Annotated in this window: 24 protein-coding genes; 16 read left to right on the plus strand and 8 right to left on the minus strand. The window is 44.6% G+C overall.

Annotated elements, in window-relative coordinates; genetic code table 11:
- Positions 1 to 42 precede the first annotated feature (42 nt).
- Both LDN30_RS13855 and LDN30_RS13860 read right to left on the minus strand, forming a co-directional pair.
- A complete protein-coding gene (locus tag LDN30_RS13855) occupies positions 43 to 1,095 on the minus strand; it encodes a transposase (RefSeq protein WP_223925205.1) in 1,053 nt (350 codons plus the stop codon).
- Complete coding sequence (locus LDN30_RS13860; protein WP_223925203.1) at positions 1,073 to 1,513, minus strand: ISAon1 family transposase N-terminal region protein; 441 nt, start codon at positions 1,511 to 1,513, stop codon at positions 1,073 to 1,075. Before LDN30_RS13860 ends, LDN30_RS13855 begins: the two co-directional genes overlap by 23 nt.
- 643 nt (positions 1,514 to 2,156) lie before the next feature.
- Here LDN30_RS13860 and LDN30_RS13865 point away from each other — a divergent pair.
- The 4 genes from LDN30_RS13865 (at position 2,157) to LDN30_RS13880 (ending at position 6,059) form a co-directional block, all read left to right on the plus strand.
- Positions 2,157 to 3,077, plus strand: coding sequence for a helix-turn-helix transcriptional regulator (locus LDN30_RS13865; protein WP_223929940.1), 921 nt, complete (start codon positions 2,157 to 2,159; stop codon positions 3,075 to 3,077).
- On the plus strand, positions 3,058 to 4,095 hold the full coding sequence (locus LDN30_RS13870) for a hypothetical protein (protein ID WP_223929941.1): 1,038 nt from the start codon (positions 3,058 to 3,060) through the stop codon (positions 4,093 to 4,095). The genes LDN30_RS13865 and LDN30_RS13870 overlap by 20 nt, the downstream gene beginning before the upstream one ends.
- 66 nt (positions 4,096 to 4,161) lie before the next feature.
- Entirely contained in the window at positions 4,162 to 4,695 is a 534-nt protein-coding gene (locus LDN30_RS13875; RefSeq protein WP_223929942.1) for a hypothetical protein, read from the plus strand.
- A 2-nt stretch (positions 4,696 to 4,697) separates the two neighbouring features.
- The gene (locus LDN30_RS13880) at positions 4,698 to 6,059 is read left to right on the plus strand and encodes an MBL fold metallo-hydrolase (protein WP_223929943.1); all 1,362 of its coding nucleotides are present in this window, start codon (positions 4,698 to 4,700) and stop codon (positions 6,057 to 6,059) included.
- 69 nt (positions 6,060 to 6,128) lie between these two features.
- Here the strand turns inward: LDN30_RS13880 and LDN30_RS13885 are convergent, their stop codons facing one another.
- Both LDN30_RS13885 and LDN30_RS13890 read right to left on the minus strand, forming a co-directional pair.
- Entirely contained in the window at positions 6,129 to 7,181 is a 1,053-nt protein-coding gene (locus tag LDN30_RS13885) for a transposase (RefSeq protein WP_223925205.1), read from the minus strand.
- A complete protein-coding gene (locus LDN30_RS13890) occupies positions 7,159 to 7,599 on the minus strand; it encodes an ISAon1 family transposase N-terminal region protein (protein ID WP_223925203.1) in 441 nt (146 codons plus the stop codon). The genes LDN30_RS13885 and LDN30_RS13890 overlap by 23 nt, the downstream gene beginning before the upstream one ends.
- 120 nt (positions 7,600 to 7,719) lie before the next feature.
- On the opposite strand from LDN30_RS13890, the gene LDN30_RS13895 reads away from it, so the two are divergent.
- Positions 7,720 to 8,259: a hypothetical protein gene (locus LDN30_RS13895; RefSeq protein WP_223929944.1), complete on the plus strand. Its 540-nt coding sequence runs from the start codon at positions 7,720 to 7,722 to the stop codon at positions 8,257 to 8,259.
- Between the two features lie 37 nt (positions 8,260 to 8,296).
- On the opposite strand, the gene LDN30_RS13900 is transcribed toward LDN30_RS13895, so the two are convergent.
- Positions 8,297 to 10,201, minus strand: coding sequence for an IS1634 family transposase (locus LDN30_RS13900; protein ID WP_223929945.1), 1,905 nt, complete (start codon positions 10,199 to 10,201; stop codon positions 8,297 to 8,299).
- Positions 10,202 to 10,496: 295 nt separating this feature from the next.
- On the opposite strand from LDN30_RS13900, the gene LDN30_RS13905 reads away from it, so the two are divergent.
- From LDN30_RS13905 to LDN30_RS13955, 11 genes are all read left to right on the plus strand, one after another.
- Complete coding sequence (locus tag LDN30_RS13905; protein ID WP_223929946.1) at positions 10,497 to 11,111, plus strand: metallophosphatase domain-containing protein; 615 nt, start codon at positions 10,497 to 10,499, stop codon at positions 11,109 to 11,111.
- 13 nt (positions 11,112 to 11,124) lie between these two features.
- Complete coding sequence (locus tag LDN30_RS13910) at positions 11,125 to 11,871, plus strand: metallophosphoesterase (protein ID WP_223929947.1); 747 nt, start codon at positions 11,125 to 11,127, stop codon at positions 11,869 to 11,871.
- A gap of 518 nt (positions 11,872 to 12,389) precedes the next feature.
- Positions 12,390 to 12,758: a DNA-processing protein DprA gene (locus LDN30_RS13915; RefSeq protein ID WP_223928160.1), complete on the plus strand. Its 369-nt coding sequence runs from the start codon at positions 12,390 to 12,392 to the stop codon at positions 12,756 to 12,758.
- 131 nt (positions 12,759 to 12,889) lie between these two features.
- Entirely contained in the window at positions 12,890 to 13,108 is a 219-nt protein-coding gene (locus LDN30_RS13920; RefSeq protein WP_223928161.1) for a hypothetical protein, read from the plus strand.
- 6 nt (positions 13,109 to 13,114) lie between these two features.
- Complete coding sequence (locus tag LDN30_RS13925; protein WP_223928162.1) at positions 13,115 to 13,684, plus strand: hypothetical protein; 570 nt, start codon at positions 13,115 to 13,117, stop codon at positions 13,682 to 13,684.
- A 163-nt stretch (positions 13,685 to 13,847) separates the two neighbouring features.
- Complete coding sequence (locus LDN30_RS13930) at positions 13,848 to 14,369, plus strand: hypothetical protein (RefSeq protein ID WP_223928163.1); 522 nt, start codon at positions 13,848 to 13,850, stop codon at positions 14,367 to 14,369.
- 69 nt (positions 14,370 to 14,438) lie between these two features.
- On the plus strand, positions 14,439 to 14,810 hold the full coding sequence (locus LDN30_RS13935; protein ID WP_223928164.1) for a hypothetical protein: 372 nt from the start codon (positions 14,439 to 14,441) through the stop codon (positions 14,808 to 14,810).
- 107 nt (positions 14,811 to 14,917) lie between these two features.
- Complete coding sequence (locus LDN30_RS13940; RefSeq protein WP_223929949.1) at positions 14,918 to 15,430, plus strand: hypothetical protein; 513 nt, start codon at positions 14,918 to 14,920, stop codon at positions 15,428 to 15,430.
- A 4-nt stretch (positions 15,431 to 15,434) separates the two neighbouring features.
- On the plus strand, positions 15,435 to 16,055 hold the full coding sequence (locus LDN30_RS13945; RefSeq protein ID WP_223928166.1) for a hypothetical protein: 621 nt from the start codon (positions 15,435 to 15,437) through the stop codon (positions 16,053 to 16,055).
- A 107-nt stretch (positions 16,056 to 16,162) separates the two neighbouring features.
- Positions 16,163 to 17,818, plus strand: coding sequence for an ATP-binding protein (locus LDN30_RS13950; protein WP_223929951.1), 1,656 nt, complete (start codon positions 16,163 to 16,165; stop codon positions 17,816 to 17,818).
- A 36-nt stretch (positions 17,819 to 17,854) separates the two neighbouring features.
- Positions 17,855 to 18,514: a hypothetical protein gene (locus LDN30_RS13955; protein ID WP_223928168.1), complete on the plus strand. Its 660-nt coding sequence runs from the start codon at positions 17,855 to 17,857 to the stop codon at positions 18,512 to 18,514.
- 4 nt (positions 18,515 to 18,518) lie between these two features.
- Here LDN30_RS13955 and LDN30_RS13960 read toward each other — a convergent pair whose 3' ends face one another.
- From LDN30_RS13960 to LDN30_RS13970, 3 genes are all read right to left on the minus strand, one after another.
- Positions 18,519 to 19,442: a helix-turn-helix transcriptional regulator gene (locus LDN30_RS13960; RefSeq protein WP_223928169.1), complete on the minus strand. Its 924-nt coding sequence runs from the start codon at positions 19,440 to 19,442 to the stop codon at positions 18,519 to 18,521.
- A 77-nt stretch (positions 19,443 to 19,519) separates the two neighbouring features.
- Complete coding sequence (locus LDN30_RS13965; protein WP_223928170.1) at positions 19,520 to 19,951, minus strand: hypothetical protein; 432 nt, start codon at positions 19,949 to 19,951, stop codon at positions 19,520 to 19,522.
- A gap of 88 nt (positions 19,952 to 20,039) precedes the next feature.
- Positions 20,040 to 20,432, minus strand: a complete 393-nt coding sequence (locus LDN30_RS13970) for a hypothetical protein (RefSeq protein ID WP_223928171.1) — start codon at positions 20,430 to 20,432, stop codon at positions 20,040 to 20,042.
- Positions 20,433 to 20,902 lie beyond the last annotated feature (470 nt).

Consider the following 20,902-nt stretch of genomic DNA (forward strand, 5'->3'; position numbering starts at 1 on the left):
TCGGCGCAGGGGGATTTTTCCGTGGATGCCCCCTGCACTCGCCTAACCAAATATCGTGAAACAGCGGAACATGAAGAAGGGAAGGTCACTGACCCCATGCACCTGAGCACGCAGTCCCTTAATCTTTGAGTTGAGCGACTCGGCTGGCGCATTCGTTGACCTGTTGTTGAAGAAGTTTAGCACATACTCCTCTTTGGCCTTGATGGTGTCACGTACTGATATGATTTCCCGAATGCGGGTTCTTCCGACATTCTTGTACCACTTATGGAGCGCTTTCTTTGCACTCTTCCTGTCCTTTTTCTTGCTGAAGATGTTGCGCAGGGCGCAGAGCAGACCGTATGCAGCCTTCATCTTTGGCTCAATCTCAAAGAGCAGGCGCATTTCCTCCTTCTGGAAGTCAGTCCAGTCATTGTGGTTTTTCGTCAGCGGGTATCTTACGTGCGTCAGCAAGTCGGCTTTGGTCTCTCCATTGCTGAGTTTCTTCGGCTCAAACTTTTCATTCTTCCGCTTGCGCGGCCTGCCGAGGCGTTTGCCGTTCTTGCTCTTCTTGACCTCATGGGTCTCGGCGTACCTGTCCCTTGCCTTGGCCCGCTTCTCTTGCTGCTTTCTGAACTCCCGCTCCTCTCTCTTGACCTCGGTCGTGTTGGTGCGCTTGAGCTTCATGCGCATCGCATCAAGTCCCCTGGTCGTATAAAGCTGGATGACATGGAAATGGTCTATAACTATCTCTGCCTGTGGGAAGGACTTCTTGACAATGCCCATCATGCTGTCGGAGAAGTCCATCGACACCTCCTTGACTTTATTTCGGCTCTCTTCTTGTATCTCGTCAAAATGCTTCGTCACGTCAGCAACGGTCGTGCCCTTGACTGCAGCTATGAGTGTTCCCTTCTTGCAGTGTCCGTCCCTGTTGGAGAGGAACGTGATCAGGTCATGGTGAAGCATCGTCTCGTCTATGCACAGTCGCTCGCCCATGTTCTTCTCTTGAAGCACCCACTCACCGGCATGCTCCTTCTGGTCCCAGTCCGTAAAGCCACTCAGATGCTCCTTGTAGGCACGCCCGAGGTACTTCCCGTCAGTCCGGAAGAAGCGCCCCACGCATTGGGCCGTCACTGGGAAGGCATCCAACCATTTTTTTTAAGAAATCCGCAAACTCTACAGAGTAGCAGGTTCCCTCTGCCACAAGAGGCAGGGTTTCAAGGACGACGTTGTGACCGTCTCCGTCCAACCAACGACGGCGACGGACATGCAGCAGAACTTTATGCTCGCGTTGTGGGAAGTCATTGAACAAGCGAGGCTCCGTGAAACCGTTGGGCTGAAGGTCATGCCAGACCTTGTCACGCAGGTCGCGCTCGTCAAGGTAGATGTGAAGAATACGGATGACGGTGCCTGTTTCGTCCTTCTCGTTAGTAACTTCTTCGTCGATCTTAGTGATCTCGAAGTAATCAAGGATGCCATCGGGCAGCATGTAACGGACTAATGTTGAGTAGTCGAATGTCGATAGTTTCTTTGCCATGCTGCAAAGGTAACATAGTTTCCCGACATCAGCAACGCTGTTTCACTATATTTTAGTTAGGCGAGTGCAGGGACATCCACGGAAAAATCCCCCTGCGCCTTTTTAAATCGCTATTTTGATTATTTTTCACGAAATACCCAATTAAATTTGCAAATAAACAAATTTTGATATGGGCAATAACTTTAAATCGTGTATCTAAATTTTCATGCCTTTGTAACGACTTTGTATTATCGTTCATATTCCTTTGCAAGCAGATAATATAAAGCTCTGCTTAGCAAGCAAGGCTAACAAAAAACGACACGGTTATGGACAGCATGATTTTAAAGGCAGTAGGAAAGGGTAGTATCTTCTCACTATATCAGCATATCCTCAGGTACATCGCAATTGCAATGGTCATTCTCTTGGCAATTGGATTGCTTGCTGGAATATAAGCGAGTGGGAGAGCAAGCCTTCACTACCATTGAAAAGCGACAAAGACGAGTGGGAGAACAGCCCGATTTTTGACGATGGGCTACCCTACCCACTGCCAGATAATACGCTCTAAACAAACAATCTTCACTTTTTTGAAAAAATAATTGGCGGTATGCTTGTTTTTGGCATATAGAATAACTAACTTTGCTCACAGAAATAACAAGAACCACTTATGAACCGACCTGTCAAACGACAACTATGGCTGCTGAACACGCTTCTCAGATATAAGAAGCTGTCGTTCAAGGAACTCCAGAGTAAATGGAAGGACTCATATCTCAACGATGACGACTCAGAATTGTCATTGCGAACTTTCCATGGTCACAAGGATGCCATAGAGGAACTTTTCCCCGTAAAAATAGAATGCGATGTTGCAGACGGCTACCGCTATTATGTCGTCAAGACCAGTCCGAAAGAACAGGACTCAATGCTTGAGTGGATGCTCAACTCCTTCAACATTGCTGACATCGTTGGCGACGCAAAGAACATGCACGACCGCATACTACTTGAGGAAATACCGGGCGGAACGGAATATCTCAAAGACATCATCAGTGCTTTAAAGGACAACAATGAGCTTCACCTCATCTACCAATCCTATAAGCATCCCGAGCCTTACGACTGTCATTTCCAGCCTTACGCAATGAAGGTAGTCCGTCAGCGCTGGTATATCCTTGGCTATCTCATTGAAAGCAATGGTATTCGCACAATAGCACTCGACAGAATCCAGTTCCTTGAGACAACAAAGAAGAAATTTACCGTACCAAAGGACTTCTCTGCCAAGGACTATTTCATGAACAGCGTCGGCATCTGGGTGAATGAAGAGGATAAGCCTCAAAAGGTCGTCATCCGCTCTTCTCCAGTTATGGCTGACTACCTGCGCTCACTTCCTCTACATTGGTCGCAGAAAGAGATTAAGGCAACTGACAAGTATGTTGACTTCGAGTATAAACTCAACATCAACCACGAGTTAGTTCTAAAAATTCTAGGCAAAGGGAAATCCGTAGAGGTCTTAGAACCATCAAGTTTGAGAGCACAAATTAAAATAGAACTTAATTCTTTAAATCATACATACAATTATGAACAAAGAAATTGTTAATGCGACTCTAAAGATCCTAGATGGAAATCCTAAATGGGAGCTGGTATATGAAAGATATGCCAAGGAGCTCCAGGATAATAGAAAGTCGTATAAAGATGCTGGAAAATCATTCCGTGTCCAAAAGCCACTCGTTGTTTATAGCAAGATTGGCAGTGTTAAAGATTCAAGCAATATTAAGTTGTTTGATTTAAGATTTGCTGGTCAGAGTGTCGGTGAAATCAGAGTCAATGTTAAGACAGGTAGAAAGGATCTTTATGTTACTAAAGATCAGTCTGACAATGCCAAAAACAAATTAGGCTTTGTTGATAGTAAAGAACTTAAAAAAGAAGACTGGTCGAAAGGAAAGAATTCGCAAAACTTCCGTAAATTCTATTACGGTTTAGAGTCTAATGAAAAAGTTAACGTAAAAAGTCCGGAACATCGTTTAGAGAGTTTCTTGTTAAAGGAATTCTCTAAGAAGACTAGGGCTGAAAACAAAAAACTCTGCAATATACAACCTGTGAGATTGGGTGATAAATTCTTTCAGCTTACAACACCATTAAAGGGAAGCACTCACAATCCACAAATTTCCATTATTGACAATGGAAAGGGTAATATTGGTGCTCAGGGTGGTGGCATAGACATCTTAGCCCATATTCGTCATGAAGGCGAAAACTATCCAAGGCTCGCAATCATAGAGTTAAAGGATCAGAATATAGCTAAGGAGCCACAAGTGGAAGTAATAGAACAAGCTTTGATATACGCCACTTTTATTGCAAAGTTGCTTTGTCTTACCTCATGTGGAAAGGAATGGTTTAACATCTTTGGTTTTCGCAAAGACATAAACACCTTAGACCATATTGACCTAGACGTTGTTTCATTGATGCCTTTAGGTTATTCAACTGAAGGAGAACTTTCACCAATAGAAATAGAAGGATTGAACGTTATACTTCATCCATATACACTCTATTTCTCTACTGATGCACAAGGAAATCCTGACCAATTCTCAGGAACCTTGCTTGAAGCCATAAAGAAATAGCATCTGTGCTTATATTTTGCACTCATAGACATTATCTTTGCATCCGGAAACCAAAACAATTGGACTATGAGTAAAAAGAAAAAGTCAGACACGAAGCGAAAAGCCGCACTGGCAGAGCGAACAAAGGTAGATGCCTTCAAGTTTCAGGTCGAGTGGCAGCTAAAGAAAGTTCTGCCAAATCTGAGCATGGACAACGCCGCTCTTCAGGCAGAGATCGACACGATTGTAAAACGCGACTGGGTAAAAGGTCTCAACGACCTTGCAGAGATAATCAAAGGTGTAAAGCAAGACTTGAATGCATCACCCGCCGAAGACAAGAACTCTCTCAACGGCTGCATTATCGCCTACATCTACGGTATAACGACCATCAACCCAGTAAATGATGATGGCACTCTAAAAGCAAAAGACCCTATCACAAAGGCACCTGAAGACGAGAACGACAGAATGCTGAGAGTTGACCTCTACTACGACAACGAAGTCTGGATGAAAGTCGGCGACTGGGCAAAGGCACACGGCTATGAGTCAATCGTCATGGCTTACCACCCGGTAATAAAACTGCAGAACGTCCGTGTAAACATCCATCGAATTAAGCCCGAATAAGTATGGTAAAGATAAAAGTACACCGCGCCCTCAACCAAATCGGAGGCTGCATAACAGAAATCTGGACTGAAACATCCCGCGTCTTCATCGACATGGGACAGAACTTGCCGGGCAATTGTAGTGCAAGCGAGAGCAAAGATAAAACGAGTTTTGGCTCTGCCGAGCGCAGCCTACAATCAACGATAGTTAACGCAGAACCGACGTTACCAGAAGAGGACGATGAAATGGTCAAGAACCTGTTTGTCCAGAACAAGAAGGAACACGAGGCTGTATTCTACACCCACGGACACGAGGACCATATCGGACTGTTCATGTACGTGCCTGATGATGTTCCACAATACATGAGCGACGGAACAAGGGAAATTATCCTTACCAAATACGAGCTGATAGCAGAATCGCACAAAAAATCCTTGAAAAAAGCCGACATAGAACTAACTAAAGAGTACTATGAAGAAATAATCAACGAGGACAAACGGTTAATAGACAAGCTAAAGAACTTCAAGACTTGGGAGCGACCAGCCAAAAGGCAGAAACCGCAGGCTATACACATTGGCGACATTTCAATAACTCCATTCTATTGCAACCACTCCATCTTCGACGCATCCATGTTTCTGATAGAGGCAGACGGCAAGCGCATCTGGCATACCGGCGATTTCCGCAACCACGGATTCAGCGGCAACCTCTTCGCAATGCTGAAAGCCTATGCAACCAACATCGACACTCTCATCATCGAGGGCACGATGCTCAACCAGGACAAGGTGAACATTACCGAGGAGGAAGTGTCCGACAAGATGGCTCACGTGATGAAAGCCTTCAAGTATGTCTTCGTCCTTTGCTCCGCCACCGACATCGACCGTCTTGCGGCAGTACAGCGTGCCTGTGAGTTCTCTGAAAAGAACCTCTACGTCTGCTCAGAGTTCATGCTGAAGACAATGGCAATCTTTACTCGCCGAATGGGACAAAAGAGAAAACTCTTTCATTTTGAACCCACTCTATACAGAGGCAAAACAGCCTCAGCAACCCTGAAGAAAGATGGCTTCGTCATGGCTTTGGGAGCAAGTGCCTACCATAAGGCAAAGCAACTCCGTGATTCGCTTGATCCGTCAGAGACATTGCTTATCTACTCTAACTGGGACGGCTACTACAAAATCCCTGAGCAAGTAGAGCACAACAAGTCGTACAAAGCCTTCCGCGACCTCTTTCCGAATGTTGTTGACATCCACACCTCCGGACATGCTGACAGAGCAACTCTTAAGCAGGTCATTGAAATCATTAATCCGAAAGAAGTCATCGGAATACATAAGGACAAGGATGCAACCATAAAATCACTCTATTTGAGTAAAAATACGTATTCACATAACTAAATAACGATTATGAGTAAAGCTGAAAAAGGGGCGCAGGGGGATTTTTCCGTGGATGCCCCCTGCACTCGCCTAACCAAATATCGTGAAACAGCGGAACATGAAGAAGGGAAGGTCACTGACCCCATGCACCTGAGCACGCAGTCCCTTAATCTTTGAGTTGAGCGACTCGGCTGGCGCATTCGTTGACCTGTTGTTGAAGAAGTTTAGCACATACTCCTCTTTGGCCTTGATGGTGTCACGTACTGATATGATTTCCCGAATGCGGGTTCTTCCGACATTCTTGTACCACTTATGGAGCGCTTTCTTTGCACTCTTCCTGTCCTTTTTCTTGCTGAAGATGTTGCGCAGGGCGCAGAGCAGACCGTATGCAGCCTTCATCTTTGGCTCAATCTCAAAGAGCAGGCGCATTTCCTCCTTCTGGAAGTCAGTCCAGTCATTGTGGTTTTTCGTCAGCGGGTATCTTACGTGCGTCAGCAAGTCGGCTTTGGTCTCTCCATTGCTGAGTTTCTTCGGCTCAAACTTTTCATTCTTCCGCTTGCGCGGCCTGCCGAGGCGTTTGCCGTTCTTGCTCTTCTTGACCTCATGGGTCTCGGCGTACCTGTCCCTTGCCTTGGCCCGCTTCTCTTGTTGCTTTCTGAACTCCCGCTCCTCTCTCTTGACCTCGGTCGTGTTGGTGCGCTTGAGCTTCATGCGCATCGCATCAAGTCCCCTGGTCGTATAAAGCTGGATGACATGGAAATGGTCTATAACTATCTCTGCCTGTGGGAAGGACTTCTTGACAATGCCCATCATGCTGTCGGAGAAGTCCATCGACACCTCCTTGACTTTATTTCGGCTCTCTTCTTGTATCTCGTCAAAATGCTTCGTCACGTCAGCAACGGTCGTGCCCTTGACTGCAGCTATGAGTGTTCCCTTCTTGCAGTGTCCGTCCCTGTTGGAGAGGAACGTGATCAGGTCATGGTGAAGCATCGTCTCGTCTATGCACAGTCGCTCGCCCATGTTCTTCTCTTGAAGCACCCACTCACCGGCATGCTCCTTCTGGTCCCAGTCCGTAAAGCCACTCAGATGCTCCTTGTAGGCACGCCCGAGGTACTTCCCGTCAGTCCGGAAGAAGCGCCCCACGCATTGGGCCGTCACTGGGAAGGCATCCAACCATTTTTTTTAAGAAATCCGCAAACTCTACAGAGTAGCAGGTTCCCTCTGCCACAAGAGGCAGGGTTTCAAGGACGACGTTGTGACCGTCTCCGTCCAACCAACGACGGCGACGGACATGCAGCAGAACTTTATGCTCGCGTTGTGGGAAGTCATTGAACAAGCGAGGCTCCGTGAAACCGTTGGGCTGAAGGTCATGCCAGACCTTGTCACGCAGGTCGCGCTCGTCAAGGTAGATGTGAAGAATACGGATGACGGTGCCTGTTTCGTCCTTCTCGTTAGTAACTTCTTCGTCGATCTTAGTGATCTCGAAGTAATCAAGGATGCCATCGGGCAGCATGTAACGGACTAATGTTGAGTAGTCGAATGTCGATAGTTTCTTTGCCATGCTGCAAAGGTAACATAGTTTCCCGACATCAGCAACGCTGTTTCACTATATTTTAGTTAGGCGAGTGCAGGGACATCCACGGAAAAATCCCCCTGCGCCGAAAAAGGAAGTAAATTCCGAATGCAACAAATTACTTCTAACCCAAGAATCAAGTCAATTATTGATGACGATTTAAGTAAGTTGCTAGACAAGAAAGAAGTGCTGAATTGGAAATCTCCTTTAAAGAAGGATAACAATTATAGTGAGCACAGATTAAACAGCAAAGAATCTATTAAGCTTCTTTTTGGAAACGTACAAGAGGCTTCTGAGTCTTTTAAAACATTCTGGCCTCAACAGTCACCTGTTTGGGACGGCATTGCTGTAAGTAATGAAAGAGATCTGTTCCTTTTCGAAGGAAAATCACACAAATCAGAGACAAGAACCTCTACCAAAGCACATAATGGAGAACACTTGATTAATCAGTCTTTATCAATGGTTGCCTCAAAATTTGGTGTGACTTATCCAAATGTTAAAAAGAATTGGGAAGGTAAATACTATCAGTTGGCAAACAGAATAGCATTTGCATGGAAGATGAAAGAGATGTTATCAATTACCTCTGCCAAATACAATAACGTTTATATGATATTCCTTAACCCAACTTTGACATCGTATTTTGCTTAGTTGTTCTGTATCAGCAATTTAGTGTTTTTAAAAAGTCCTACTGTGTTCTACAGATTTTTATTTTTTTAAATGGCACTTTACTGATTTTCAACAACTCGTAGATTTCAGCTGCACTATCTGTAGGCACACTGCACAGTCTGGTCTCGACAGCCTCTCCAAGCGCATTTACTGCTGTGGTAGTAACTGCTTTTTGAGTCTTCATGATCCGCATGATCTCCGACCAGTACGGTGTCGAACGCTCCCGCCCATGCTCATCCTTGCCTTGCTTTCGCCGGGCAACCTTCATCTGATGGCGCACGGTGTTTACTATCCAGTAAGCCAGCAGCCCTAAGAAAAGGTGTGCGTCTGCCCTATTGTCAGTCTGGTGGTATATGGGCCTGAGGCTGAGGTCGGTTTTGAGCTGCCGGTTGGAGCATTCTATTTCACGTATAAGATTATAGTAGTTCCAGGTCGTTTCCTCATCTAATTTCTTCACATTGGTTCTGAGGAAGTATGTTCCGTATTCCACCTTGTCCGGGATGTTGACCTCCCATGTCATAGAAGCGACTTTGTCGTGTCCGTCATCCTCAACTTTTATATTGTAATATCGGCTTATAGAGGGATACTTTCCTTGCAGGGCACCGATCCTGTTTTGTACCTTGCCGTAGTTTTTTATCCCGTGTTTTGATTGGGTACTCTTTCTGATTTTTTTCAACCCTTCCTCAAAACGCTCACGGAATTTGCGGTTCATGGATTCTTCCTTCAACGCTTTTGCAGGAGAGTCTATTTTGAGGTAACAGTCGTCATTCTTGGCCGTTGTTACGCGTTGAAGCGTTATCTCGCGCTTCAAGCAATCGCAAACTGTGACTTTGGGAGCATTCTCGGGGGTGGTGTATTCGGTAAGAGCTTTGCGGGATACACAAAGATAGTTGTATCCTTTGTCCCTTATAGTCTTGAGGTTATCTTCAGTTGAGATACCTGCGTCAATGACTACAAGCACTCCCTCGTTATCGGGACATTTGGCCGGATTCTCAGCAATAAGCTCGTCCACCATGTTGGGAAGTGACTTTGGATCGGCGGTATTGCCTTCCAGTACCGCACTGTAACGTATGAAGCCGTCAGTATTGATGCATAGCGCGAGGACAAGCAGCTTGCAGTCGCTGCGTTTCTCCTTTGAACGGCCAAAGGCAGCCTTCTTGCTGCCGGTCTTGCGTCCCTCAAAATAAAAGTTGGTGAGATCGAAGAGCATAATGCGGTTGGTCGGTTTGAAGAGGTCGTCGGTCTTGTGGCAAAGATACTTCTCAAGCTTATCCTTTATGGAATAAAGGTCATCGGCAACTCGATATATCCTCCTTGGAGTTATTTTGGCCATAGGAAGGTCAAGGAGTTCGCACACTGCAGAGTTCTCTTTTATAATGGATATTGACTTTAATTCGGACGGAGTATAGGCCGCCCTCGTAATAAGATGGGCCAAAGTGACCTTCACCTTCTCCTCAGACCATCCCAAAGAACGGAGAAATGTATCCAGACCAAGTTTACGAATCGTTTGCAGGCATAGCCATTCGCAGCCGACTTCCCTTGCGTCTGTATGCCTCATAGTGTCAACATCTATCCGTTTCCTGGCCTTGGACTTGCTTCTCTCGTAGGCGTTGCCCACAATATCAAGTTTTTCCTCCTCGACAAGTCTGGCCCAGTACGCATGCACTCTGTCACGAACCACTTCCGAGTAACCTTGCAGTTTCTCATCCCAAAGTTGGACATCCTTCTGGTGATTGTACAGATACGTCAGTCCACGCGCAACATCTCTTATCTGCTCTGGGGACAGGTCATGTATAAACCCGACATTGAGCAATATCAAAGTACATACCCTACCGCTGGCATCGCGATAGGATTCCTTCAGACGGTAATACTTCTCGTCTTTACACGTCTGTGGGTTGTAACGTATTTGGGACGTAAAATTCATGCCGCAAAGATAAGCAATCCCTACGACATTGCTGTGTTCTACATTGCGATTTTGAGCAGTTTGACCACGCAAACCCCTATAAACACTGGAAAAAATTCTGAAAAAAAACATTAGAGCGTCAAACTTGGGTTAATTTCATGAACGATTCTACAATGGATGTACATGACCTATTTCTTTCATCAAAAGATTGCCAAATCCATTATGAAACAATTCTGAAAGAAATGGAATTGTCTATAAATACACTAACAGAGAACAATATCTTCTTCTTAAACATAGATGTTAGTAATTGGAAGTAATGACTCTTCTCCACATCTCCGATACACACGGACTGCACGATCAATTGACCGACCTCCCAGCCGCTGATGTTATAGTCCATTCAGGCGACTTTACCCTCGACGGCTCAGAGAAAGAGGCGATTGAGTTCATGCAGTGGTTCTGCGACTTGCCTTACAATCATAAGGTGTTTGTCGCAGGCAACCATGATATGTGCATGTATGGAGCAGACAAGGTTGAAGGACTGCCGGACGATGTACACTACTTCTGCAACTCCGGTATTGATATTGACGGCATAAAGTTCTATGGCATGCCGATGTTCATGGAATATGCCATGGACGGCACTTACGAGCAGCACATCAAGGACATACCTGATGACACGGATGTACTTGTTACTCACCAGCCACCATACGGAATACTCGATGGCGGAGAGTATAAAGGACAGGCGAGCTATCATTACGGCGATTACTTTCTGTATACCAGAGTCATTAACGTAAAGCCTAAGCTGCATCTGTTCGGCCACGACCATAATGCATACGGAAGCATAGAGCAGTTCGGCACAGCCTTCTCCAATGCCGCAGTCGTTGATGAACACTATAAACTAAAGGAAATCAAGTATTTAACTTATAAAATTTAGCACGTCTGTCATAATGCTAGCCGAAGGCATCATATTCCCCGAAATACACGGCAGGGACTTCTGGAAGTCAGTGCTGTGCAAGGACTGTGGCTGGGAGACCGACACATATATCTTCCTCGGCGACTTCTTCGATCCCTATAAATTCGAGCATATCTCTGTACCAGAAGCCATTGATAACTTTCAGCAATTGATGGAAGCTGTAAAGACTCTGAAGAGTAACGGCAAAGAAGTCGTGATGCTTATCGGCAACCATGACGCACATTATATCAACTGGATATTCGACAAGCATATCGGAGGTGTACGCAAGAGCCGTTACTATGCCGATAAAATCCGCAGCCTTCTTACAAGTATTCCGAATTTCACGCACAGTCTGGCATACGACATGGTTATCGTCAACAAACGGATTCTGTTTACCCATGCCGGCGTAATACCAAGTTGGTACAATGTGCACAAGAACCTTATCGGTGACCTAACGGCTGAGAACCTCAACAAGCTTACTTATTCAGAAGGAGGATGGCTGTCATTAAGTGATGCCAGTTGGGCACGCGGTGGATATGACGACACTGGCAGCTGTATTTATGCTGACCTAAGCGACCATTTTACAGACGACGGAAGTGTACTTCCTATCCCAAATTACGACTACCAGATATTCGGACACACCCAGCAAGAGAAGAATCCGGTCATAAACAACCGCTTCGCAATGCTCGACTGCCGCCAAGCGTTTGCTTTGACAGCTGACATGACTTTCCATAGGATATAAAATATTGCCAACCTATTTTTTGTCAGAAAAAATCAAAACTAGAAACCAACGACAACATACTTATAACTAACAGATAATCAACTAATTCACAAAACATACCAAATTGAGTTCCAATCGGGTATCTTTCGCCTTGTAAAAGATACCCGATTGGAAGCTAAAACATAGTGTTTTGCGCCCAAATTTGGCACATGCTGAATTCTTGTAAACTTATTTCCTCTATTTTCGTTTACTGACACAAGCGACAGAAAATCCATCTACCATCATAAAAAACTTGCACGTGTGTTTAATTTCCGCACACCTACGGGTTATCTTTGCAGCCACGAATCTCAAAACCTAAGACCAATATTAAAGACGACAAAAATAGTTGTTATATGCTGCACGACATATTATTTAGTAAATTTACCTTTCACCAAGTTAAAAGATTTAAATTTGATTTTCTGTGTACGCACACAACAGCTTAACAAATTTAGCTCTTCGTATTGAGAATTATAGTTCTTTGAAAAAAAAAATCAATAAAAATGAGATTAGCAATCGTTGGAACAAGAGAGCCGAGCATCTCTTATGACGAATGGAAGGAGATAATCCTTTCCAAGTGGTGGTTCAAGCACGCTGACACGATCGTTTCCGGTGGAGCCCGCGGAATCGACAGCTACGGCAAAAAACTCGCTACGGAGTGCAAGCTCAAGTACAAGGAGTTCAAGCCTGACTACAAGAAGGACGGAAAAGGCGCGCCCCTCGTCAGAAACACGAAAATCATTGCCTATGCCGATTTCGTGGCTGCCTTTCCACTGAAGGGCTATCAGGACGGCGAGGTTTCGAGAGGCACCGTCGACTCCATCAAGAAAGCCAAGAAGTTGAACAAGCGGCTCTACGTGATCGAAATCTGAGCGGTCGGGGCATTAGCCCCTTCCTTTCGGATCAAACTAAGGAAGATTTTCCGGCGTGTGCTTATATTTCGCACACATCGGGACTATCTTTGCAACACATCTATAATATAGACCATTAAAACAATAAAACTATGAGAGGACATTTAATCGCAAGAGTAATCCAGACATGTAACAACAACCATCCGTTCACCAGCGCAATGCAGTATGGCAATACGGTAGAGGTGAAGTTCAAATCACTCAGAGACCTTGGCCATGCCATCTCTGAACTGGCAGACATGGACGGGTGTTACGACAGTCTCAACATTAAAGTTAATGGCAACTGCGGAATTTTTGAGGTTAAGTTCAGCTAGAAGATTATGAAGAGACTAATAACACTCCTATTGCTGGTGGCACTGTTCAGCACAGTATCACCGGCACAGAAACTGACTCGGTTCATGCTCGGCATGACCGTATCGGGCAAGACATCTGTATTTGAGTCAAAACTGAAGAATGGGTATGGATTTGAAGAGGTCCATCCTCACTTTCTTGCCGGTAAATTCTATGCTTCATTCGCAATGCTCGTGTATGACTCTTTCGACAGTTGGCTGAATGGTAAGGATATTATAGTAGCCACGGTATCAAGAGGAAACGTACTCGTTGCCATTGACATGATAATCTACTCCGACCCACAAGACACTATTGCCAATAGAGACCTGTACATTGAGACATGCCACAAAATGAAAGACGACATATTCTATGAGCCGATTGGAATGACTGACGACCTGCTTGGGAAATACCCCGCCGTCTTCACCTTTGTCCAGAAAGATATTGAAGGCAAATACGACTCTGATGAGTTTATGCTGAGAAGAATAGTCGAAGTCATTCCACAGGATTACGGAGTGGTCGTACGCTACATCAATGGCTGGAATTTAATGAATGGCAAATAACCTAAAAGTAGCTCTACAACATATTTTTAACTAAATATCTGTATTCAATATTTAAAATAACTAAAATCGAAATGTTAAAACAGCACTGTGCCCGCACACAACAACTTTGTCAAATTTTCTTCTTCGTATTAGATAACTTGTAAACAGTTAAAAACAAAACGATATGAAAACGACAAAAGTTGAGCAGAATTTCAAGGAGTATCTGGAGAGCATCAAGGTGTACGGCAAGCCAATCCTAAGCCCGATGGAAATCGACTACCTCGCCGGAGGAACGGACACAGCAGCCTATGAGTTCAAACAAGAGAAAGGCGAGTCGGACGAGGAATTCTTCAAGAACTTCGAGGCATGGCTCCATGAGGACGAGGTAACCACAGGATATGCCGACTACTTTCTCTTCCTCGGTCTCCGTCGCCACGAGAAACTCACGCCGTGGGCATTCAAGAGCCTCGAAAAAGCCGTCACTGAGTGCTTCGAGAAAGGACAGGGCTGGCTCTACGAAGTAAACCACCGCTATTGCTTCCGCCTCACAATCCGCCTGGTCATCAGCAAGCAAGAGGCACTACAGAGACTCGTCCGCCGGAGCACATCCGAAGAGGAAGCCCACTACCGCCGACAAGAACGCGAAATCAGCCACTTCGTAAGCCAGGACAAAGTTTGCTACAACACCATTGACCTATACGCCTGACTACAACAAACCACGCAAGCGAGCCACAACAGACTCGCTTGCCATTAAAAAACAAAAAATAAAGAAAGGATGGATTTAAACAAGAAGAAATACACAGTAGTAAGAATCGACAACTATGATGAACTCATGCCATACGCTGGCTATACCGAGTGGTGCATCGTCTTCTCCGATGTTGCAATGGAGTATTACCTGCAAGGCGGAAAACGGCTCTTTGTCCTTATCCGTAGCGATATGCCACGTGTCCACAGGGCAAAAGGCGAAGGATACCCGAAAGATGATTACGGACTCTCCTTGATTGCCATGATTGTCGATAAGGACGGCAGCTTCGAGTGTACATCACGCTGGAACTCCTTTGAGGAGCCACCACAGCTGCTTACTCGTGACGAGCTTATCTCTATGCTCAACAAAGACGATTACGAGAAAATATTCGGTAAGGTATAAAAAGGAATAAACTGAAGACAATATTCAGAGTCGAGACCGTTCTGTTGGAAGGAGGACGCTATCCTGCAAGAAAGACCTGCACGATGCAATATGGCTACTTCACTTCATTGGAGAAAGCCAAGCAAGGATTTCCTCTAAATGGAGGACTCTATACCAAAGAAGTTTTGTTCTTCATCGTCACGGAAATTAATTTCGACCAAGGCGATATTGACTGGATCAACTTCAACTCTGTCAGGATATATAACCCAGAAGGAAAGCTGGTTGATTACATTGACTGCGATGCCGAAAAGACTTACCACGGCAGACCAAGTGTAAGAATAAAGTTTCATATCGGTGATATAGTCGACGTGTTTGATTATTTCGAAAACAAGACTAAACTCGGCATCGTGGCAAAACTGCCATATACAGAGGAAGAAGTCGCCAAGTTCCATAGAGATAATGACGGCATAAAGCTGACAATGGACAATGACAAATACGTTATCTGCTTCCTTGACAATGGGTACAAGCAAGTTACGGCCGTATTCGTCATGACTCCATTCAAGAAAGTAACGAAGGCGCTCTGGCAAAAACTAAAAGCAAAGTTGGAGCTATACCAAAGGAGCAAAAATAAAAGAGGATAGTAAAATGAACACGGTTTTTCAACTTGAGGAATTCTGCATAAATGGCAAGCGTTATCCGATAAGGAAGACAACGCGCTGGACTTTAGGTTACCATTCAACATTGGAGAAAGCCAAGCAAGACATGGCATCATCTGTTGATATTGAAGAAGAGTCGAAACCTGTATGTGATACACTATGCTATATTATCACGGAATGGGAAATCGACAGCGATTGCGGACTCGATATAATATCAATCCAGACTTACCTTAAAGACGGTTCGTTCTATGAAAGGAATTTTGTAGACCGTGACAAGGTGTACCGCGGCAGACCAAAAGATAAAATCCGCTTCAAGCACGGAGATATTGTAGAGGTCTTGGAGAACGGCTATTTACGGCTTGCAATCGTTGGCGGTGAACCAAGTTCTGTAGAGCGTGTGAATTACTTACGTGAAAGGGCCATTAAGAATGGACATTTAAAAGAAGGTGAAGATTTGTTTATGGACATTTCGGACGACCAGTATATGGTTTATGATCTGACTGGAGGTGGACATTCGCATATTGAAAGCCAATTCGTCTTTCCGCATTTCAAACACGTTTCCAAGCATCTTAGAGAAAGACTCTGGACGGCTATGGAGACGGAATTCTAATTAAATTCATATTTCTTCTAATAATTCTTGTTCAATTATTCATAGATGGGAAGCAAAAACTCCCATCCTCGGACTAACTTTGCACCAGAATAATAAAGCTTATCAATATGGAGGAAAAGAAAATCACTACAATGCTTCAGGCTGTTGATGCCATTACAAAAAGCGCTAAGGGCTCTGATCTCGATGAGGACTTCGTCAAGAAGATGAAGCTTGCACTGGACGTTATCTCAGAGAAACTGGGCACTACCGACACGCAGAGCCTTATGATGGTTCGGTTCATCAACCATGCTTTCGACAAGAACATAGAGATTAACGATGTTTTCGATGACACCGACTGTCCGACATCACGGAAGTTGGAACTGATGAACGATGTGGAATGGCTCGTCGACAACCGGTATCTTATGCGCATCAAGGACCATTGGGGTGAGAAGTCTTACAAGATACCAGATAACGTTCTGAGTTGCTTCCAGCACAACACGAAGTTCGTCCATAAGGAATATGAGAAGGTCTCGGCAAGGACTCTGTTCTTTATCCTTGAGGAGCTATTTGAATCTCGCGACAACGAGGAAATATCATTTGCCCATCTCGTGAGGGAAGTCCGCCAACTCTTTGATGTGAACAAGGAACTGGAATTCGTCCGCAAAGTACGCTCCTTTGCCTTGAATGAGGAAGACGAAATGTTGCTCATTGTCTTATGCCATCTGTTTGTCAACAATGCCGACGACAATATCGGTTGGAATGACCTGAAGTTCCTCTATGACAATCATAGAACTTCGATGGGCGTCCGCTCCGAGCTCTATGGCGACTGCCATATCCTAATTACAACAAAGATGGTCGAGCACACCAATGACGGCGGCTTTGTCAACAAGGAAAGCTTTAAGCTGACCGAGCAGGCGAAGCGCAACATTCTTGGCGAGTTGGACATCCGTTCTGTACAGAATGGCAAGAGCGCAAGCGATGTCATCAAGCATAAGGACATCAAGGCAAAGGAACTTTTCTTCCCGTCATCCGTTGAAAGTCAAGTGAATGAACTCAAAAACCTATTGCAGGAGAAGCACTACAAGGAAATCTGTCAGCGAATGAAGAAGAAAGGATTCCATAGTGGTTTCACATGCTTGTTCTATGGAACACCGGGAACTGGCAAGACTGAGACTGTCTATCAGTTGGCAAAGCTTACCGGCAGGGACGTTATGGTTGTCGACATTCCGCAAGTCCGCAGTATGTGGGTTGGCGAGAGTGAGAAGAACGTCAAGGGAATCTTTACCCGTTATGCCGGACTAGTCAAGGATGCCCGCCGGACTCCAATTCTGCTGTTCAATGAAGCTGACGCAATCATTGGAAAGCGCACCATGAACCACGACTCTGCTGCCGACAAGATGGAGAATACAATGCAGAACATCATCCTTCAGGAGATGGAGAACCTCAATGGCATTCTCATTGCCACGACAAACCTGCAATCGAATATGGACCGTGCCTTTGAGCGCCGATTCCTCTACAAGATTCAATTCGACCGACCAGGCACCCTGTCACGTGCAAAGATCTGGCATACTATGATTCCGGAGCTTGACAACAGCACTGTCAACTCACTGGCACAGAAGTATGACTTCAGTGGCGGACAGATTGAGAATATCGCCCGACATTACACCATCGAGACAATTCTGAAGGGCACCGAGACCGTCACCTTACAGACTCTCGACGCCTTCTGCCAGCAGGAATCAATAAAGAAAGAGAAGCACTCCATCGGATTCCATCAAGTGGGATGATCAAAAACAGAATGAACTTTTAAACAGAATAAGATTATGGAAAAGAATTTATCAGAGGCAAATACCACCAACGAACTTGTTGTGCTCAATGCAAATGGCACCACGTTTGACTCGACGACAAGAATTGCCGTTATCATTGTCGATGGTAACGAAAATGATTGGGAAGTACAACTGCACTCGATAGTCCAGAAATTAAAGGACCATCACATCTTCGTCATTGCCGTGTTCATTGCCAACCGGTATAACTGGACTTTCGACAAGTCAATAATGTTCAACATTGATTCTTGGATTGTTGCGCAATCTAAAGAGGAAGCAACCGAATTGGCAGAATTCCTAAAGCGTATCGTCAACAACCACGGACTTATAAATATGGATGTCAACGACATCAGGACTATACTGATTGGCAACAAACGCGCATGGTTTACAACAGGTGCTGACGATAACGGGAGCCTGGCAAATGCCATTGGCTTGGCTATAGAGCGTATTGACAATCAGGGAGTTGACATAAAGTCATTTCAAAAATATATGATTATCATTGAGGACAATTCCAACCCCGGTGAGAATCAAATGTCAGCACTCAACGACTTCATTAATAAACTGACTGATAAAAACAATACAGAGATAAAATGGGGATTCTATCAAATACCGACAATGCCAGGCAACACCATAGCCTTATCGGTACTTGCCACAGATTAATTCATCATTTCTCCTTCAATTGAAGGCCATACCGCCGACCCATCCTGACTATATGGTCTTCTATTCTTTTACGCAGATAGTCTGGCTCAAGAACTTCCACATCCTCGCCATGAGACAGCAGTTCCTGCTCAAACTCGAACGTCGGCTTGATGTGATACTCGAAAATTGAATACTCAGGAGTCGTCTTTATCTCTTCCTGCGACTCATGGATTTTCAGCAAGCGGATATACATCACCTGCTTGCCATAGACTTTCAACCGCACGGTCGTCTCATCATCCTCAGTTATCGAAACGCCATAGTAAGGCGCAAAGAACCTCTCAGCATCAAAGCCTTTAGGCAACTTAAACTTTTTCGTAGTAATCTCAAGATCCTCAATTCTGTCAAGGGCATAAATCCACGTACTCTCATAAGAAACATTACCTGCAATGATATACCAACGCTGCTTAAAGACCTTAAGGCAATAAGGCTTCAACTCAAAGGTCGCCTTCTTGCCCGACCAAAAGCCACAATAGGTTATCTGAATAATCTTATTCTCCCTCATGGCTTCGATAAGGTCAGTAAGATAATCATATCCCGACGGAACATTCTCATACAGAATCCGCCCCTTCATGTCCTTCCCCTGCAAAAGCATATTTCCGACAGCAAAGCTGTTGAGCAGCCAGTTCTGAATATCCGGTTGTCCAATCGATTCCTTATACTTGATGTAATATTTGTTCGTCCGCTTATTGCACTCAATGTCTATACCAAATTGATAAAAAATCTCCTGCCGATGAGCATACCAAGTCTTACGGATAAGCGGAATCTTACGGTCGTTCAACTTATCATTCCTCAGCCAACGCTCATTGAGTTCGGTAAGCGTCAGTCCATGCTCCGAGCGGTTCAGCTCATTTATCTCCCATATATACTGGGCCAAAAGGTTCTTTGCCATAGTTTTATAGTATTTAAAGTCGACCACAAAGTTACAAATAGGTTGGGAGATTCTGCGTTACACCGAGAAGAAAATTATTATCGGCTGGCAATAATCGTCAACAACAGCTTATCTTTCAAAGAATCATTCTCAGCAGTATAAAACAAGACCTTGTCTTCTGCCGGACAAATACCGGAACAGAAATCACGAACTCTCTGTTCCTCATCCATCAGCAACGGATGACTCATAGAGTATTCAAGGCAAAATACAAAGCGAGTGTAATTCTCCGGCTTAAATTGAGAATAGTCTTTATACTCCCGCAAAATAGCATTAACACGCGACTCATCAGATAATGGGAAAGAGATTATCCTGACCTTCACAATAGTCTTTTCATTACGAAGGTAACCAAGCTTCTCTTCCATACTCAGCCCTGAGCCTTTATGCCCGTAATCCTCTATAAGTCGTTCCACTTCATCCCTGCCAACAATCTTATTGCTGACATCGAACTTCTTGTTTTTATTATCCATCATAATTCCATTATTAAAAACGACCGCAAAGATAGCGGCAGGTAGTAACAAAAAACTGCACACCTCAACCCACATTGCAGCTATATTTCAGCTAACCCCCTGATTTCCAAGATTCGCTTTTTTTGAAATCCGCTTTTTGGGTCCACACAAATTTTCTTGCCTTTATCGGAATGTGGCCGACCTTGAGCGTGTCGTATATCTGTAGTAAATCATCTTCCGGCTCACTGCATTTTCTTACTGCAATCTTTTCTCCGTTGCTCAGACTGGCTGTGCTGGTGGCTACTATCTGCTTGTTCATGACAGGCCGCAGAGACCACCATTCCGCCTTGATACCTCCCCTGCGCAACATGTATCTTGCAGTGGATACGACCCAATAGGCGAGGATGGCCAGATGAAGATGGGCCTTGATGCCTTCGTCGCTTTTGTGGTATACCGGTCTGATATCCAGATCGTTTTTAAGGACTCTGAATACGTTATGTAACATAACGTATTTTATGGAAAGCCACACGTTATGTAAAGTCGCAAGTAAAGTGGTATTGTAAACCAGTCAGTTACAGAGCCACTTTACTTTTAAGCTTTACATAAAGACAAAAAGAAAGTACGCACACTTTGGAAGAAAGATTACAGAGAAAGACATTATCCCACAAGACAAAATACAATTCTGATGGAACCAAAATTCATACTTACACTCGATGGTCATCTGCGCATTGGCAGCGTACAGATGCATAAAGACTTGCTGTTGCCAAACGACACCTGTATCGGTGGTGGCTTTTGGGGAAGTTGACCCAATATCAATGAAGTTGCTTCTATCCGGCAAGTCATACGATTACGGTAAGCCCAAATGGAACTTTGTTACTGGAAAGCTATACGTCCCTAAAGATTACGAAGGTCTGCGTATAGAATACAATGGCGACAGTTTCGTCGATTATGTAAAAGTTTCTGAGCAGTTTGAAA

The sequence above is a fragment of the Prevotella lacticifex genome (assembly GCF_019973375.1).
Classification (GTDB): Bacteria; Bacteroidota; Bacteroidia; order Bacteroidales; family Bacteroidaceae; genus Prevotella; species Prevotella lacticifex.